Origin of the sequence: Bradyrhizobium sp. BWC-3-1 (assembly GCF_032917965.1) — a bacterium.
Taxonomy (GTDB): Bacteria; Pseudomonadota; Alphaproteobacteria; order Rhizobiales; family Xanthobacteraceae; genus Bradyrhizobium; species Bradyrhizobium canariense_D.
Map to the genome: position 1 here is coordinate 5,739,752 of NZ_CP136625.1, position 16,561 is coordinate 5,756,312.

The window sequence follows — 16,561 nt, forward strand, 5'->3', positions numbered from 1 at the left end:
CCTACGCTCGAATAAGCGTACCGTCTTTTCCGCGCGAACCTATTCACGTCGCGCATAACCCTATCGCAGTGAGGGACCCAAAAAACGCTGCGCCGCCTGTAAAAACGACCTCGTTTAAATCGCGACGCCGCATTCCCGATTCTTGCCGTTCGCTGCGATTGGTTCGATTGTTCTCTTTTTGACTACCTCAAGTAAGGGGTCGACAAACGACCGGCGGAGGTTATGCCATCGTACCTTAAGAATCCTTACCCAAATTGGTGTGATAAAATGCGTGTTTCAAACTTGGTCACGGCAGGAACACTCGCCGTCAGCATATCAGTTTGCGCCACACTTGTCGGCTGTAACGATTCCGTCGCTTTAGAACGTTCCGGCGACGCTACTTTGGCCAGTAATTTTGCATGGAGAGCCGTGACATCATCAACATCCGGTAGCTCTTTCACGCCGGCAGCAAGTTGCACAATGGCAGTTTCATCTGCTCCCGCTTCGCAAGCTGCATCGGAAACACCGACCATAACAGACCATGCGCCCCATTCACCGCATGTCACTTCACTGTCCGGCTTTGGCGTGGCCCCAGCTCCCGCACCGACTCCGTCACCAACAGGCGCCAAACTTCTGTTTAAGTCTGGCTTCGAGGGCAATGTGTCGCTCGGTTCTCCCTACAACATCGGCTCTTGGGGAGGGTGGCAAGACGTCGTCGGTGATGACACGTCGACAGGATTTTCTTTTGCAACACCGGTCTTCGGCAATAAGTTCACCATTCAATTGCTGAGTGGTGGCGGAATTCTCTCAGGCGTCATTCAAAACTCAATCGTTTCCATTACCGGGCACACTGGTGCTACAACACGCGCGCTCCAACTGGACCTCAAGCAAAAGGTCAAGTCCGATTCGCAAGATCAATTCATGATCAACGTCACGCAATCGCCGAACGAATTCTATATTAGCGAGTGGATCATGTACCCCGCCGACCTCACGCAGCGCTTAGGGCCTAACCAATGGGTCCTCGGCCCCCCGGAGTGGAAGTCAGAAGGTGATTTCCGAATCGTTTATGGGGCTTATCCAAATTCGCACGGTAAGCAATGCTGGGAGGTCACGTGGGATACGAACGCTAACGGGACTGTTCCACTGCGAAAGTTCTACACCGAAGTGAACTGCAACATTCCAGTCCCGCAAGGCCAATGGTTTCGGGTCGAAACCTACACGCGGCGGGGATACGGCAGCGATGGACGTTCATGGTTGAAGATCAACGGCCAACTGGCCTTCGATCACACGGGAACTACGATCGGGGAAAACGCGGCACCTATCAATCGCTTGTTCATCTCGGGCGCCTATGCGAACTATCCGGTGCAAATGCATATCGATGACTTTGAAATTTGGGATAAGGTTCCGTACTAAGGGGAAAATACCAATTAGACGAGCCCACGCTAGGATTGCCCACCATTCGTCATTTCTCTTTGCAGGTTAAGCAAGTATCGATTCAGTCGATCGTTTGGGAAGGTTTGTCCGGCCGATGATCATCAATGCATTGAGCCACTTTCGGCCAATGTCCCGAAGCCGATCGCCCCGATATTCCCGGTCTCGATGTAGTTGCCTCCTGACCTTGCCCCCAAGTTTTATCCAGTTCTGAGTTTCGCCCCTGCCATTGGTTTGACCTGCCCCCGCCAAATTAGGCCAGTTTGAACTGGAATTTTCCATTTATGATCCCTGACGGGACGAGGAGAGTTCCATGAAGGCATCGAAGTTTTCAGAGGCGCAGATTGCATTCGTGCTGAAGCAGGCTGAAGACGGCTCGGCGGTGGCCGAGGTCTGCCGCAAGGCCGGGATCAGCGAGGCGACGTTCTACAATTGGCGGAAGAAATATGCTGGCCTGTTGCCCTCAGAAATGAAGCGGCTGCGTCAGCTTGAGGAAGAGAACAGCAAGCTGAAGCGGATTGTCGCCGACCTGTCGTTGGACAAGGCCATGCTTCAGGATGTGCTGTCAAAAAAGCTCTAAAGCCTGGCCGCAAGCGTGAGCTTGTCGACAAGGTGCGAAGTGACTGGAAGGTCTCGATCAGGCGGGCCTGCTCGGCTCTTCGGATCGATCGCGCACTGTACGTCTACAAGTCGAAACGCGGCGACCAGGCCGCTCTCAAAAGTCGGATCAAGGACATCTGCGAGACGCGGGTGAGATACGGCTATCGCCGGGTCCATGTCCTGCTGCAACGTGACGGCTGGGCCATCAACGTCAAACGCGTCTATCGTCTTTATCGGGAGTTAAGCCTGCAATTACGCAACAAAGCGCCGAAGCGTCGCGTGAAGGCCAAGCTGCGCGAGGATAGGACGGAAGCACGCCAGATCAATGAGACCTGGGCAATGGACTTCGTTCACGACCAGCTCGCCACGGGCCGCAAGATCCGTGTTCTCACGATTGTGGACACCTTCAGTCGCTTCTCGCCAGCCGTCGATCCGCGCTTCAGTTATCGAGGCGAGGATGTCGTGCTGACCTTGGAGCGTATCTGCAAGCTCCTTGGCTATCCCAGGACGATTCGCGTCGACCAGGGATCAGAGTTTATCTCCCGTGATCTCGATATCTGGGCTTACCAGAAGGGTGTGGTGCTGGATTTCTCGCGGCCGGGAAAACCGACGGACAACAGCTTTATCGAATCTTTCAACGGCAAGTTCAGAAGCGAGTGCCTGAACACGCACTGGTTCCTGAGCCTTGACGACGCGCGGCAGAAAATGGAGGATTGGCGCAGAGACTACAACGAAGTCCGGCCCCACAGCGCGATCGGCAATAAGGCGCCGATATCGCTGTTGAATGGCTCATCGGCTCCCCAGCCGGCATGAGCATAACCCCGGCAAATTCCAGCGCCGGCTGGCCTAGTTTTGGGGAGCACTTCACGGATCTCGACCCTGGCGGCCGGCGGCAAGATGCTTGGTGTTCTCGTCGTGCTCGTACCTAGCGAGCGGAGAAGAGCAGACAGCCGATGATGGTCGCACTGCCGCTGTTTCGCGGCTCGTGAAAAGAGCGCGATTCAAATCACGGTGCCGTCTTCCGTCACCAAGTTTCAGCGATAGCTCCCACGCGCTCTGTTTGATCGCTGCGATTGGTTCGGTTGCTTCCTTTTTGACTACCTCAAGTGAGGGATCGACAAATGACCGGTGGAGGTTATGTCGCTTTATGCTTTAGGAATTTGCGGTGACATGAATGGTGTCGAAGCTGGAGCACTCCGCCAAAAAAGATATATTGGTCGCTGTCGCCTGCATAATCGTGTTCGCCGTCACCGATTTTTACTGTCAATATCAAGGCGTTCTTGGCGAGTCAGACTTATACCGAGTGCTCGTGGGAATGCTCGATGGCGCTGTCAGCCGGTCGGGAATCAATTCCGACTTCCACTATGGTCGAGACTTTAGCTTCGGGTACATTTTAGCCCTCTACGCCTTAGCACCTCCAGATGTGCTGCGGGACCCGGATCGCCTGATCCGACTTATCAACGGTCTCGGTTTTTGTTTCAGTATAATTGGGCTTTTCTTTTTTTGGCTATCAACCTTCGTCGTTCACGGATCTCGCGCTGCGTTGGTCGCGCTTTTCTTGTTCGCTTTCAGTCCAGTGATGCTCGAACTTGGCACTTCGGGGCACCAGGTTATATTAGCCTTCGCATTTCTGTTCGCCGGAGCAACTTGCCTATTCTCACCTCTCGCCGGGTGGAAGCTTATTGTGGCGCGGATTGCCGGTTCCGGCCTCCTCATCGTTGGCCTTTGCATTCGGGCAGAGATATTTATAGCATTACCCTTTATTGTGTTGACAGGCGTCAAGGTAGACTCTTTACCTACCTTCGTTAGATCCACGCTCGTCAATGCTCTTTCGCCGACCGCCGCCCTTGCCACGTTTCTTATTCTCAACCGCCAGATTGTTCCCCACACAGCGCATGGCGCGCTGAACTTCTTCGAGCACTTCTGGCACTGGTCTAATATTCCACCTGGGACGATTTATCTGTCGCTAGGAGCAGGGATTGCGACCGTCATTGCTGCAACAGCGATAATGCTTGTCGTCATGTTCAACATTTTTTCGAACGATCTAAAAACAGAAAAAAGAACTATTGAGCAATTGATCGGCCCCATTGCCCTCATTCTGTTCCCCGTGGCGTTCTGGATTGCGAACCCAACACCCTCAAGGCACTTTTTGCTAGCTATAGCCGGAATCTCGATCGTGATCGGGTGGGCGGTTAGTACTTTGACAAGTTTTGGAATCATCGCGACCGTGCTCGGGGCACTTGGCCTGATCGCGGCAAACCAGGCCTCGTCAGAAGTGGTTCGGCGCCCGATTCTCAGTATGAATGCTGCGCGATCGCCCTACATCCGCTCTCCTGAGGAATACCAAACATCCACTCATGCGCCCGTAGGATTTTTTTGGCAGCGTCACTCGGCCCTGGACCTAAGGTTCCACAGGTTCAAAGATATTGGCGAAATGGTCAGGACAAGTTGTGATCGAGACACTCTGATCTTAAGCGACGAATCCGAGCAGATTTTTTCCCGCCTTTATAAGGGTGGCACTCAGCTTGAAGCCGTCAACACTCGCGTTGGCGAATTTTCTGTCATAAGGGTCACGGTCAAGGATCGACATTTCGCTTTCGCCGTTAAGATGACCGGCTGGCCAAAAGACGCCGTTGCGCTGATGTTGAATCAGCCTTCTTTCGATAACTATCAACTGTACGCCGATCCTTACTTTCCATCTATCTACGATAAGGTTGCGATTCCACCTAACCGCCTCGCCAAGTTTGGCTGTCAGGAATTGTGAAGATTCAAGCACTGAGCGCGGGTGCTTTCAGACAGCAAGGGAGCGTTTCTCGGCATTTCAGTATCCACAGCTCGGTCTCTACCGCGAGATCGACGAACAGGCGGGACACACTTGTAGAGGACGGAGAAGCCGTCGGGTGCTGGCGGTCTGCAGCAGAATGATGGCCAGATGCGCGAATGATATTGCGCACTCGGTCTGGGATATCCTGTTGTTGGATCCCGCCGAACCGGACTCAATAACCACAATTGGGTAGCCACCATGCCCTGGCTGAGCTCGATCGAATTCCTTTTACTCTGAACCCTCTCGCTTACAATTGCGATGAAGTGAGACCTAAACCAGCGGATAATGGATGGGAGTCGATTCCCGAGTAGCTGTCGTCGGCCCGGAGGCATCCGGCGTCTCGACTGTGGCTTACTTGCGACCACAGCAAGAAGCTGCGATCGACGTTCCTCTGGTTATCGATCTCGATGGAACGTTGATTCGCACTGATCTCCTTGTCGAGTCGGCGTTCGCCCATCTCGGGGAAAATCCGTTAAGGATCCTCCGCCTCTTCACAATGCTAATGAGAGGAAAGGCGGCTCTTAAGGCCGGAATCGCGGCCGAGACGCCGATCGACCCCCTTCATCTGCCGTACGACGAACGCGTGCTGGCCCTCATTGAAAAAGCGCGCCTGGAGGGCAGGAAGATCTACATCGCTTCGGCTAGTAACGAACGGTACGTCTCCGCGATCGCCGATTACGTCAGGGCCGATGGCTTTTTCGCGTCAACCGAATCAGAGAACCTTTCCTCTCACACCAAGGCAAGTCGGCTGGTCGAAGCATTCGGCCAAATGGGCTTTGACTACGCCGGTAACTCTCACGCCGATCTTCCTGTGTGGGCGATCTGCCGCAAGGGCTGGGCTGTCCACCCTGCCGCCTCAGTCCGCCGGGCTCTTGCCGCCAGCGGCGCAGACGTAGCGATCGTCGAACCGTCCGGCGGCGCCGCCAAGGCCTGGATCAGGCTTATGCGCGTTCATCAGTGGATCAAGAACGCGTTGGTCTTTGTTCCCTTGCTCACCGCCCACAAGTTGGAGATTGCTGCCCTCGTCCAAGCGATGGGCGCCTTCTTTGCTTTCTCTTTCGCCGCGTCGGCGGTCTACCTCCTCAACGATCTTGTCGATCTCGAAGCCGACCGCAAGCATCCCTCCAAGAAACGCCGTCCACTCGCCGCCGGCACCTTACCCATTCGGGCCGCCCTTCCCGTCATCGTCCTCCTGGTGCTCATCGCCTTCAATATCGCGCTCATAGTTGAGCCGTTCTTCGCTGGCGTGCTCCTCGGATATCTGGGGCTTACGACCGCCTACACGTTCTTCCTCAAGCGCAAGATGCTCGTCGACGTCGTTGCGCTTGCATTGCTCTACACCATACGCGTCGTCGGCGGCGCGGTCGCGATTTCAGTGCCTGTGTCCGAATGGCTGCTTGCCTTCGCACTGTTCATTTTCACGTCCCTGGCGCTCCTGAAGCGGTATGTCGAACTGGCCGCGCGGGCCGATGCGGACCTGCCCGACCCTTCGAACCGAAACTACCGCAAGTCGGACCTCGGCATCGTGGCCACACTTGCGGCGGCGGCGGGCTTCAATGCAGTGACGGTCTTTGCGCTGTACATTTCCTCCGACACGGTTCGACAGCTGTACCGCCATCCGGACGCGCTGTGGCTCGTCTGCCCTATCTTGATGTACTGGCTTGCACGCGCCCTGATTATGGCCAACCGTCGGCTTATGAACGACGATCCGATCGTTTTCGCCCTCAAGGATAGGAACAGCCTATTGGCTTTCGCGGTGATTACCGCCATCATCGTCGGGGCCGCATGATCCCAACTCGGATCGCTGTCAGTGCGCCCGCATGTAAGCGATCGCGCATCGACTAAGATCGCGTTCGATTGCCTCCATCTTCGACGAGCCAAGCGCCATCGAGCGACCTCGATGGCGCGTTGCAACGGCGCGGCTATCGCAGTTGTGCTGGGACGCAACTGACGAAAGGAGGGCTTGGAGGAGAAAAACACTTGTCCTCGATCCGCGGCACCAGCGCCTTGCCCCCCGCAGCAGCGGGAGGGCACCTTCGATGGCGGCGCTCAATGCGCGCCTGACGGCCATGGTCGGCCAGCTCTGTTCGCAGTCGAAGCTGGCGGAGGCCATCAACTATGCGCTCAATTATTAGGACGGGCTGACACTGTTTCTCCGCGACGGCTGCATCGAGGTCGACAGCAAACGGTCGAGCGTTCGATGCGCTCAATTGCGATGGGGCGCTGGAACTCATTGTGCAGCGGCAGCGAAGGCGGCGCCGAGCGCTGGGCGATCGTGGGGTCGATCGTTAACACTGCAAAACTCCATGATCTCGATCCGCAGGCCTACCTGGCCGACGCGCTGGAGCGCATCGTTTCCGGTCGAACCAAAAGTCATCAGCTGCACGAGCTGCTCGCTTGGATTGGAAGGCGGCCCACGAGCGCACCGCACAGGCCGCCGCATGAGCCCACGACGCCATTCAGCATCGTCGTCGATGGCGGCAGCCGCGATGCCGCTCGAGCAGCTCGAGCGATGCTTGGCGGCAGCCGGCAGGCTGGCCATCGCGGAAGGGGCAAGTGTCTTCACAGGCGCCAAGATGACGATCGCGCTGCTCAACCGCCTGTCCCATCACTCGGATACGAACAAGAACGACAGCTGGCGCTGAAAATCCCGTGAAGCCGATCAAGCACCCGTCGCGCTCGCGACTTCTCCACAGACGATCACTCAATTTCGTCCGATTGGCCGGCGAATAGTGCGTGTTTTCAACGCCATACCGGTGCACGTGTTGCCGCCCCATACGTTTGTATAAAATCACATTTTGAAATTTTTTTCGCCACACTTCCTAATTAACCCACCGGCCGAGCAGTTGGGGGGGCAACTTCAAATCCCACTGCCATTGGAATCTGTTCGCGGCGCCATGCGCGTCGCGGCCATGCGCTGTGTCACTCGCCATTGCGATGTGCGGCACATGAACTCGCGGTGCTGCGAGCATGCAGTATGCTGCGTCATCGTATGCGCGGCAGTGGAATTCGCCTTACAACGTCAAAAGAGAAACAACTTCCGTAACCCGATGGAGTCTGAACTTGGATACTACCGGAACGATCACGAACTTCAGCAACACCGTGGGCGGCTCAATCTACGCCGGCGGCGACAGATACTACGTCCAGACTGCGGGAAAGAGCTACAGCCTGACCAATCCTGACCCGCAAACCCTGCAGTTCGAGATTCGGCCTGGCGATCACGCCTCGTTCGATGGATCAAGTGTCGATCGCTCCCAAGTTGATGGTGCCGCTCAGAGCTGGGCCGCCGGGACTCCCACCACCATTGACTATCAATTAATGGTGCAGCCCAATGGGCCGAACAACACATTCGTCAACACGGCATCGTGGACTCTCGTTGGTGAAATCCACAATGTAGACACGGCGCTTGGGCCAAATGTGCATACCTCACCTCCAGTCTATATCGGACTTGATGGCGACCATCTGTTTGTTGGCATTAATAATGCTAACACGCCCGGTGGCCTCAAACTGTGGACCGACCCCAATCCAATTGTTCCCGGCCAGTATAACGATATCAGAATCCAGAGCAGCGTCGTCAACAACTCAAGCGGCTATCTGGACGTCTGGATCAATGGCCAGCAGGTTGTGAACTATCATGGCTCCATAGGCTTTGGGACCCCTACCTACTGGGACTATGGACTCTATCGGCAGGCGGATGCACCACAGACTATCACCGTTGACTGTCGCAACTTGACTCTCGTCACCGGATCGCAGGCGGCTGGTTGGACGGGTGTGGGCGGCACCTCCAGCGGTCCGACCGGCACACCGACCACGCCCGTCAGCGTCGCGCCGACGGTGACGCAGGCCTCCGCTTCGCCGGGGACGGGAGTCGAGCATGCCGGCGATACCATCACCATCACACTCGGCTTCAGCAAGGCCGTGACCGTCACCGGTACCCCTACGCTGTCGCTCAATGACGGCGGAACGGCCACCTATGTCGGTGGCTCGGGCACCAGCTCGCTCACCTTCAAAACCACCGTCGCGTCGACTGGCAAGGACACCTCGGCGCTCGCGATCACCAGTGTCAACCTTCCGACCGGCGCGAGCATCAAGGATGGATCCGGTCTTGCGGCGAACCTCTCAGGCGTCGTGAAGACGTTCTCCGGTCTCCAGATCAACCCGATCCTACCGGCAGTAACGCAGGCCACGGCCTCTCCGGGAACGGGCACCGAGCATGTCGGGGACACGATCACGCTGGCACTCGGCTTCAACGAAGCCGTGACGGTAACAGGCACGCCCACGCTGTCGCTCAATGACGGCGCCAAGGCCACGTATGTCAGCGGCTCGGGCACGGGAACGCTCACCTTCAAAACGACTGTCGCGTCGACCAACACCAGCACCTCGGCGCTCGCCATCACCGGCGTGAACCTGCCCAGCGGTACGGCCATCAAGGACGCGAGCGGCATTGCGGCGAACCTGTCGGCTGCGGTGAAGACTTTCTCCGGCCTGGCGGTTTCGACGGCACCGGCGACGCCGACCCAGCCGACCACGCCGACGACACCACCGACGCCGTCAGCGACCAAGCCGGTAACTACACCGACTGCGCCGACGACACCGACTACACCGACTACACCGTCGGTCCAGCCGGCAGTAACGCAGGCCACGGCCTCTCCGGGAACGGGTACCGAGCACGTCGGGGACGCGATCACGCTATCGCTCGGCTTCAACGAAGCCGTGACGGTAACAGGCACGCCCACGCTGTCGCTCAATGACGGCGCCAAGGCCACGTATGTCAGCGGCTCGGGCACGGGAACGCTCACCTTCAAAACGACTGTCGCGTCGACCAACACCAGCACCTCGGCGCTCGCCATCACCGGCGTGAACCTGCCCAGCGGTACGGCCATCAAGGACGCGAGCGGCATTGCGGCGAACCTGTCGGCTGCGGTGAAGACTTTCTCCGGCCTGGCGGTTTCGACGGCACCGGCGACGCCGACCCAGCCGACCACGCCGACGACACCACCGACGCCGTCAGCGACCAAGCCGGTCCTCACCGTCGCGGATCACTCGCTCTGGGTGGCCGGAAGAGGCGGCAAGGTCGATCTCGGGACCAAGGTGACGACGACCGACTCCAACGATCACGTGACCGTCAACATCACGGGGTTGCCGAGGTACGAGACCATCACCGACAAGCTCGATGGTCAGACGTTCCGGGGAGATAACATCACCTTGACGGCTGCGCAGGTCGCCAGCGGACTGGAACTGCACTCGTATTATCGTGGCGGCGGCCATCCGACCGCAACGCTCACGCTGACTGCAAGTGCGAAGGATCCGACCACTGGTGCGGTTGCGACGGCCTCGCCGCAGACCATCACCGTGGTGGATCCTCGACCTGCGACGACCACGACCACGACGACGTCGTCGCACCACCACCACCACCACCACCACCACCACACCGCGACGAATCAGCATCCTGTTGCCACCACGACGGCCGCGGCCCCGACGACCTCGCACACGACCGAGTCTACGGGTCATCAGCACACGGCCGCTGCAAACACGGGGTCCTTGGCAAGCCAGGGCTTTGCGCTGCTCCAGCAGCACTTTGACCCGGCCGCCAGCACCCTGGCAACGACCGCTGCCCACCCGATCATGGCGGCGGATCATCCGGCTGCGACCGGCACCACGATGGCGTCGTTCGCAAGCCAGGGCTTTGCGCTGCTGAACCAGTATCTGGCCGCTCACACCGGCCACGTGGATCCCGGTCAGTTCGTGGCGGCTCTGTCGCAGGCGACCGGTTGGGGGCACGACTCGTTGCTGGCCCGACCGCAACACTAAGGCCGGGCCGCACCCAGGCTCGGCGCCTGGGTGCGGCACCGTCAATGTTTGGGAATGCTTGAGAAGGAACATCGTACGCGGCCGGTAGCTGCGAAGGGTTGAGTAAAAAATGGCGATCCAGAATGGAAATGCCCATGCCGCAGATCTCGGGCTTCGATCCCTGGCTCTGTTCCTGCGCCTTCATGGCGTGAACGCCGAGCCCGACCAGCTCCGCGACCGTTGCGGGGAGACCACAATCGGCATCCGTGCGATGCTTCGCTGCGCCCGCGAATTCGGACTGAAGGTCGGTTCGCGCACGACACATTGGAAACAGCTTGCAGGCATCAGTCTGCCCGGAATCGCAGCTCTGCGTGATGGCGGCTTTCTGCTGCTCGGGAAGGTCGATGACGACGCCGCGCTTGTGCTGCATCCGACCTCGGCACATCCGAAGCTGATGCCGCGTGCGGAATTTGAAGAAATCTGGGACGGCCGCTTGATCCTGACCGGATCTCATGGTCTCGCCGATCGGGCGCAGCAGGCGTTTGCCGGTCTGATTGTGCGCGGGCGTGATCTGGTTGCGCTCGCCGGCGATGCTCTGGCCTCTGCACGGTCCGCGGAACGTCGCGATACGCCCGTCCAGGAGCCGGGTCCTGAGCCTACGGATGGCGATGAGTCCGGACTCATTGCGATGGCGATATTGCTGCGTTGCCATGGCATTGCGGCCGACCCGGAGCAAATTCGCCATCGCATGGGCACCTCGCGGGTCGGTGTGACCGAAATCCTGCGCTGTACCAAGGAGTTCGGCCTCAAGGCCCGGGCACAGCGGTCAAGCTGGAATAGGCTTGGCGTCACGCCGTTGCCGGCAATCGCCGCGCTGCGCGACGGTAGCTTCCTGATCCTGGGCAAGGTCATCGACGACAAGCTTCTCGTTCAGCGTCCATTGTCTTCCCGACCCGAATCCATGACGCAGGCCGAACTCGAGGCCGTCTGGGATGGTGACATCATCCTGATGACCCGGCGGGCGGCCCTGACGGATCTCTCCCGGCGATTCGATATCGGCTGGTTTCTCGGTGCGGTCCACAAGTATCGCCGCCTTCTCGGCGAGGTGCTGATCGCGTCGTTCTTCCTTCAGGTCTTTGCGCTCGTCGCCCCGCTGTTCTTCCAGGTGGTCATCGACAAGGTACTCGTGCATCGAAGCATCAGCACGCTCGACGTCCTGGTCGCGGGTCTCGTCGCGTTGACCTTGTTCGAGACCGTTCTCGGCACGTTGCGCGTCCATCTGTTCGCGCACACGACGAACCGCATCGACGTCGAGCTCGGCGCCCGGCTGTTTCGTCACCTGATGGCGCTGCCGATCGCTTATTTCCAAACACGTCGTGTCGGCGATTCGGTCGCACGCGTTCGCGAACTTGAGAACATCCGCCAGTTCCTGACGAGCTCGGCGCTCACCCTTGTCGTCGATCTTCTGTTCACTGTCGTCTTCCTTGCGGTCATGTTCTACTATTCGACCGCATTGACGTGGATCGTTCTGGCGTCGTTCCCGTTCTACATCGGAATTTCCGCCGGCGCCGCGCCGCTGTTTCGCCGGCGCCTCGATGAGAAGTTCAATCGCGGCTCGGAGAACCAGGCCTTCCTGGTCGAAAGCGTCACGGGCGTCGAGACGCTCAAGGCGATGGCAGTTGAGCCCCAGATGCAACGCCGCTGGGAGGAGCAACTCGCCGGCTACGTGGGGGCGAGTTTCCGGGTCCTCAGCCTGAACAACACGGCGAGCCAAGCGGTCCAGATGATCAACAAGCTGGTCACGGCCGCAACGCTCTACTTCGGCGCCAAGTTCGTGATCGGCGGCGACCTGACCGTCGGAGAGCTGGTCGCGTTCAACATGCTGGCGGGGCGCGTAAGCATGCCGGTGCTTCGGCTCGCGCAGATGTGGCAGGATTTCCATCAGGCCCGGCTGTCAGTCGATCGTCTCGGCGACATTCTCAACACCATCCCGGAGCCAAGCTTCAGTTCGGCCCGCGCCGCGCTGCCGGCGATCCGCGGCAAGGTCGTATTCGAGCACGCGACCTTCCGCTACCGCGTCGACGGCCCCGAGGTGCTGCACGATGTGTCCTTCAGCATCGAGCCCGGCCAGGTCATCGGTATCGTTGGCTCTTCGGGCTCGGGCAAGAGCACCATCGGCAAGCTGATCCAGCGTCTCTACGTGCCGGAGAGCGGACGCGTGCTGGTCGACGGCGTCGACCTTGCGACGGTCGACCTGACCTGGCTTCGGCGCCAGATCGGCGTGGTTTTGCAAGAGAACGTGCTCTTCAATCGTTCGATCCGCGAGAACATTGCACTTGCCGACCCGGCCATGCCCATGGAGCGTGTCATCGGGGCGGCATCACTCGCCGGCGCTCACGACTTCATCCTGGAGCTGCCCGAGGGCTACGATACCATCGTCGGCGAGCGCGGCAGCAGTCTATCCGGCGGGCAGCGCCAGCGTGTCGCGATCGCTCGCGCACTCATTACCAACCCCCGCATCCTTATTCTCGACGAGGCGACCAGCGCGCTCGATTACGAAAGCGAGCGCGCCATCCAGCAGAACATGAAAAGGATTTCCGCCGGTCGGACTGTCATCATCATCGCTCACAGGCTCTCTACCGTGCGCAATGCGAACCGGATCATCACGCTCGAGCATGGCCGCATCGTCGAGGACGGCAGCCATGATGAACTCATTCGCTCGAACGGGCGCTACGCAAATCTCCACTATCTGCAGGCTGGTATCCATGACGTCCGCTAACCGGAATATCGTTCCGTTTCCGAGAGCCGAGGTCCGACGGCGCGAGCACGAGATCGCGTTTTTGCCGGCGGCACTCGAGATCACCGAATCGCCGCCGTCGCCGATCGGTCGCGCGATCGGGGCGAGCATCATCGCGGTCTTTTGCGTCGCGCTGTTATGGGCATCATTGGGCAGCGTCGATATCGTCGCTACTGCGACGGGCAAGATCGTGCCCGGCGGACGCACCAAGCTGATCCAGCCGTTCGAGACTGGCGTTGTTCGCGCCATTCACGTGCGTGACGGACAGAGCGTCAAGGCCGGCGACGTGCTGATCGAACTCGACCCGACGATGACGGACGCCGATCAGGAGCGCCAGAGAAGCGATCTCGTTGCTGCCGAACTCGATGTCGCGCGGCTGCGAGCAGCGCTCACCAGCGACCCGCTTGCCGCCTTCCGATCACCACAGGGCGCAAGCTCCGCGGAGATCGAGATGCATCGCCAGTTTCTGATCAGCCAGCGCGCCGAGCAGAGCGCCAAGCTCGCGGAGATCGAGCGCCAGCAAGGTCAGAAGGAAGCGGAGCGGGCGACCACATCGGCGAGCGTGGCGAAGCTCCAGGCGACGATACCGGTGCTCCAGGAACGGGTCGACATTCGCAAGACTCTGGTCGACAAGGCCCTGGCCTCGCGGGTTGTCTATCTCTCCGAGTACCAGGAGCTGGTCGGCCTTCAGCAGGATTTGGTTCTCCAGCAGAGCCGGCTCGGCGAAGCCGACGCCGCCATCGCCCTGCTGAAAGAAACGAAGGAAAGGACTGCCGCGGAGTATCGGCGTGCCACCTATGACGCACTCGCGAAAGCCGAGCAGAAGGCAGCGAGCGCTGCGCAGGAAGTGGTCAAGGCGGATCGGCGCACGAAGCTTCAGCAGTTGACTGCGCCGGTCGACGGCGTCGTTCAGCAACTCGCCGTTCACACGGTGGGAGGCGTAGTGACGCCGGCGCAGTCGCTCGCCATCCTGGTTCCAAGCGAAAGTCAGCTCGAGATCGAGGCCATGCTCTCCAACCGCGACATCGGCTTCGTCCATCCCGGACAGAAGGCGGAGATCAAGATCGATACGTTCAACTTCACGCGCTATGGGCTCCTGCATGGGGACGTGCTCAGCGTTTCGACCGACGCCATCACGCGTGACAGGCAGGGCGGACCGAACGACCGCGCATCGGGCACGGCGCAAGGCAGCAGCGAGCCGAAAGGCCAGGAGCTGGAGTATGCGGCGCGGATTTCACTCGACCGCACGCACATGCAGGTGGAGGACAAGCTCGTCAAGCTCGGTCCCGGCATGGCGGCGACGGTCGAGGTCAAGACCGGCGCACGCACGATCATCAGCTATCTCCTCTCGCCGCTGGCGAGGTACAAGCAGGAATCGCTGCGAGAGCGGTAGACACGAGTCACTGAGCTTGCGGCCTTTCCCAATAGGCCTAACGGTCATCCGCCGCCCGCATGCAGCATCAGGGGATCACGAGATACGAAGCGGAGGGGCCACGCGCCTCTCCGCCAACGTGTCGTCCTCGGGTTGCACTTCTAGGCTTCCCAGATGATGAGAAACGCGCTGCGGCAACGGGTGCCAAGGTTCAACATCGCCAAGTGAAAGATCGGTACCGACCAACGCATCAATAGGCATTCCAATAAGCCTTTTTCGAAAAGAAGGTCATGACCATGATTTTGAGGTCGAGAAGGACTGACCAGTTGTCGATATAATACAGATCATGCTCGACCCGACGCTGCATCTTCTCGAGCGTATCGACGTCACCACGATATCCGTTGACCTGAGCCCAACCTGTAATACCAGGTTTGACGTTGTGGCGGCGGGAAAACGACGAAATCAGCTCGTTGAACGACTCGTTTTGCGAGGTTGCGTGCGGACGGGGCCCGACGATCGACATGTTGCCGACCAGGACATTGAACAATTGTGGAAGCTCGTCGACATTGGTCCGGCGCAGAAGGCGTCCAACACGGGTCACGCGCGGATCGTGTCTGGTGGCCGGTTTGAAATTGTCGCCATCCTCCATGACGGTCATCGATCGGAATTTCAGCACGCGAATGGGCTCGTTGTTGTAGCCGTGGCGCGTCTGTCGAAAAAACACCGGCCCACGCGACTCGAGTTTGATTGCGAGCGGAACAAGCACGAAGAGGAGGCTGGTCAGAACAAGGCCCGCGCTTGCAACGGCGATGTCGACTCCCCTTTTGATTGCTCGGTTGAGGGGGGTGAGCGGAGATTGGAATATCCGCATCGTCACCATGTTGCCGAACTGAGTGCTCCGCGACACCGCCATCAGATCGATAGACCCAACAAGCACGACGTGAACGTCTACTGGCAGGTCTGCCAGGGCGGCGGCTAGCGCGAGCGCAGAGCCACAATCTGATTCCGAGATCAAAATGACAACGTCATCCACCCGAAAGGGTCGGCAGTCCGCGACCAATTGGCGGACATCAGGTGGCGCCTGGCCGGCGTCGGGGTCGGCCGGAACTAATGAAGCGGCGCGAGCCCGCGGAAAGTCGAACGAGCGAATGGTGCGAATTCCGGTGGCGTTAGCTCGCGCAGAAAATTGGAAGCAGTGACCCGGGTCTCCTATGAGGATGACGCGCCTGGCATCGATCAGACCGGACACGATAGCAGGCTGCAGCACTGAAAACCATATTGCCCGCGTGCACAGCACGGTGACCAGGACACTCCCGGCCTGGACGATGACAGTTGCTCGCGAATAATCCCCGGAGGCTTTCAGAACGAATATTGCCGAGACGAAGAAGGAGAAGACGAGGAGGACGGCGCTGGCACCGCTCCATAGGAAGACGTGGCGGGGCTGCGTCAGGATTCGGGAGTATTGCCGTAGTCCTATGGAAACCAGCAATTCCAATGTGGAAATCAGAAGGGATTCCAGAATGTACTTGGCGGAATCCGGCGACTCCAGCAAGACCACTCGATGATAAAGGACAGCTGCGAAATAGGCCGCACCGGCTACGAGCAGGAACTCTGTGCCTGCTGCCACGACCAATAGAGCAGTCAATCTGCTCCTTCCAACGCCTCCTGCAATCGCCCTGCCGTCATCGAACGAATGTGCCTGAAGCTTGGTCGAGGCCGGCAAATTGGTGAAGGACGCATAAGTCATCGCAGTCAGCCACCCGATCAC

General features: G+C 59.1%; 10 protein-coding genes. 8 read left to right on the forward strand and 2 right to left on the reverse strand.

Translation table 11 applies throughout. The features are described from left to right. Positions 1-245: 245 nt before the first annotated feature. Positions 246-512, reverse strand: a complete 267-nt coding sequence (locus RX329_RS27920) for a hypothetical protein (RefSeq protein ID WP_317244574.1) — start codon at positions 510-512, stop codon at positions 246-248. Between the two features lie 127 nt (positions 513-639). On the opposite strand from RX329_RS27920, the gene RX329_RS27925 reads away from it, so the two are divergent. The 8 genes from RX329_RS27925 to RX329_RS27965 all read left to right on the forward strand — a co-directional run bounded on the left by RX329_RS27925 (position 640) and on the right by RX329_RS27965 (position 14,814). Then, on the forward strand, positions 640-1,392 hold the full coding sequence (locus RX329_RS27925; RefSeq protein WP_317244575.1) for a hypothetical protein: 753 nt from the start codon (positions 640-642) through the stop codon (positions 1,390-1,392). A gap of 331 nt (positions 1,393-1,723) precedes the next feature. After that, positions 1,724-2,823 (forward strand): IS3 family transposase gene (locus RX329_RS27930; protein ID WP_317244576.1). Its coding sequence is split into 2 segments (ribosomal slippage): positions 1,724-1,976 and positions 1,976-2,823, totalling 1,101 coding nucleotides; the frame shifts between segments, so codons are not numbered across the junction. Positions 2,824-3,184: 361 nt separating this feature from the next. After that, positions 3,185-4,774 (forward strand): hypothetical protein, encoded by a 1,590-nt coding sequence (locus tag RX329_RS27935; RefSeq protein WP_317244577.1) that lies wholly within the window; start codon positions 3,185-3,187, stop codon positions 4,772-4,774. Between the two features lie 349 nt (positions 4,775-5,123). Continuing rightward, a complete protein-coding gene (locus RX329_RS27940) occupies positions 5,124-6,623 on the forward strand; it encodes a UbiA family prenyltransferase (RefSeq protein WP_317244578.1) in 1,500 nt (499 codons plus the stop codon). A gap of 426 nt (positions 6,624-7,049) precedes the next feature. Beyond that, positions 7,050-7,490, forward strand: a complete 441-nt coding sequence (locus RX329_RS42050; RefSeq protein WP_410706518.1) for a transposase domain-containing protein — start codon at positions 7,050-7,052, stop codon at positions 7,488-7,490. Positions 7,491-7,804: 314 nt separating this feature from the next. After that, positions 7,805-10,645: a heparin lyase I family protein gene (locus RX329_RS27955; RefSeq protein WP_317244580.1), complete on the forward strand. Its 2,841-nt coding sequence runs from the start codon at positions 7,805-7,807 to the stop codon at positions 10,643-10,645. Between the two features lie 109 nt (positions 10,646-10,754). After that, positions 10,755-13,403 carry a type I secretion system permease/ATPase gene (locus tag RX329_RS27960; RefSeq protein ID WP_317244581.1) on the forward strand — a complete coding sequence of 883 codons (2,649 nt, stop codon included), beginning with the start codon at positions 10,755-10,757 and terminating at the stop codon, positions 13,401-13,403. Beyond that, entirely contained in the window at positions 13,390-14,814 is a 1,425-nt protein-coding gene (locus RX329_RS27965; protein ID WP_317244582.1) for an HlyD family type I secretion periplasmic adaptor subunit, read from the forward strand. Before RX329_RS27960 ends, RX329_RS27965 begins: the two co-directional genes overlap by 14 nt. 229 nt (positions 14,815-15,043) lie before the next feature. Here RX329_RS27965 and RX329_RS27970 read toward each other — a convergent pair whose 3' ends face one another. Next, positions 15,044-16,540, reverse strand: coding sequence for an undecaprenyl-phosphate glucose phosphotransferase (locus RX329_RS27970; RefSeq protein ID WP_317244583.1), 1,497 nt, complete (start codon positions 16,538-16,540; stop codon positions 15,044-15,046). Positions 16,541-16,561: the final 21 nt, after the last annotated feature.

Coding starts and splice junctions, on each gene's coding strand:
- RX329_RS27920 (WP_317244574.1), bottom strand. CDS start 512: ATGGTCGGTGTTTCCGATGCAGCTTGCGAAGCGGGAGCAGATGAAACT.
- RX329_RS42050 (WP_410706518.1), top strand. CDS start 7,050: ATGGGGCGCTGGAACTCATTGTGCAGCGGCAGCGAAGGCGGCGCCGAG.
- RX329_RS27960 (WP_317244581.1), top strand. CDS start 10,755: ATGGCGATCCAGAATGGAAATGCCCATGCCGCAGATCTCGGGCTTCGA.
- RX329_RS27970 (WP_317244583.1), bottom strand. CDS start 16,540: ATGACTTATGCGTCCTTCACCAATTTGCCGGCCTCGACCAAGCTTCAG.
- RX329_RS27955 (WP_317244580.1), top strand. CDS start 7,805: ATGCAGTATGCTGCGTCATCGTATGCGCGGCAGTGGAATTCGCCTTAC.
- RX329_RS27965 (WP_317244582.1), top strand. CDS start 13,390: ATGACGTCCGCTAACCGGAATATCGTTCCGTTTCCGAGAGCCGAGGTC.
- RX329_RS27940 (WP_317244578.1), top strand. CDS start 5,124: ATGGGAGTCGATTCCCGAGTAGCTGTCGTCGGCCCGGAGGCATCCGGC.
- RX329_RS27935 (WP_317244577.1), top strand. CDS start 3,185: ATGGTGTCGAAGCTGGAGCACTCCGCCAAAAAAGATATATTGGTCGCT.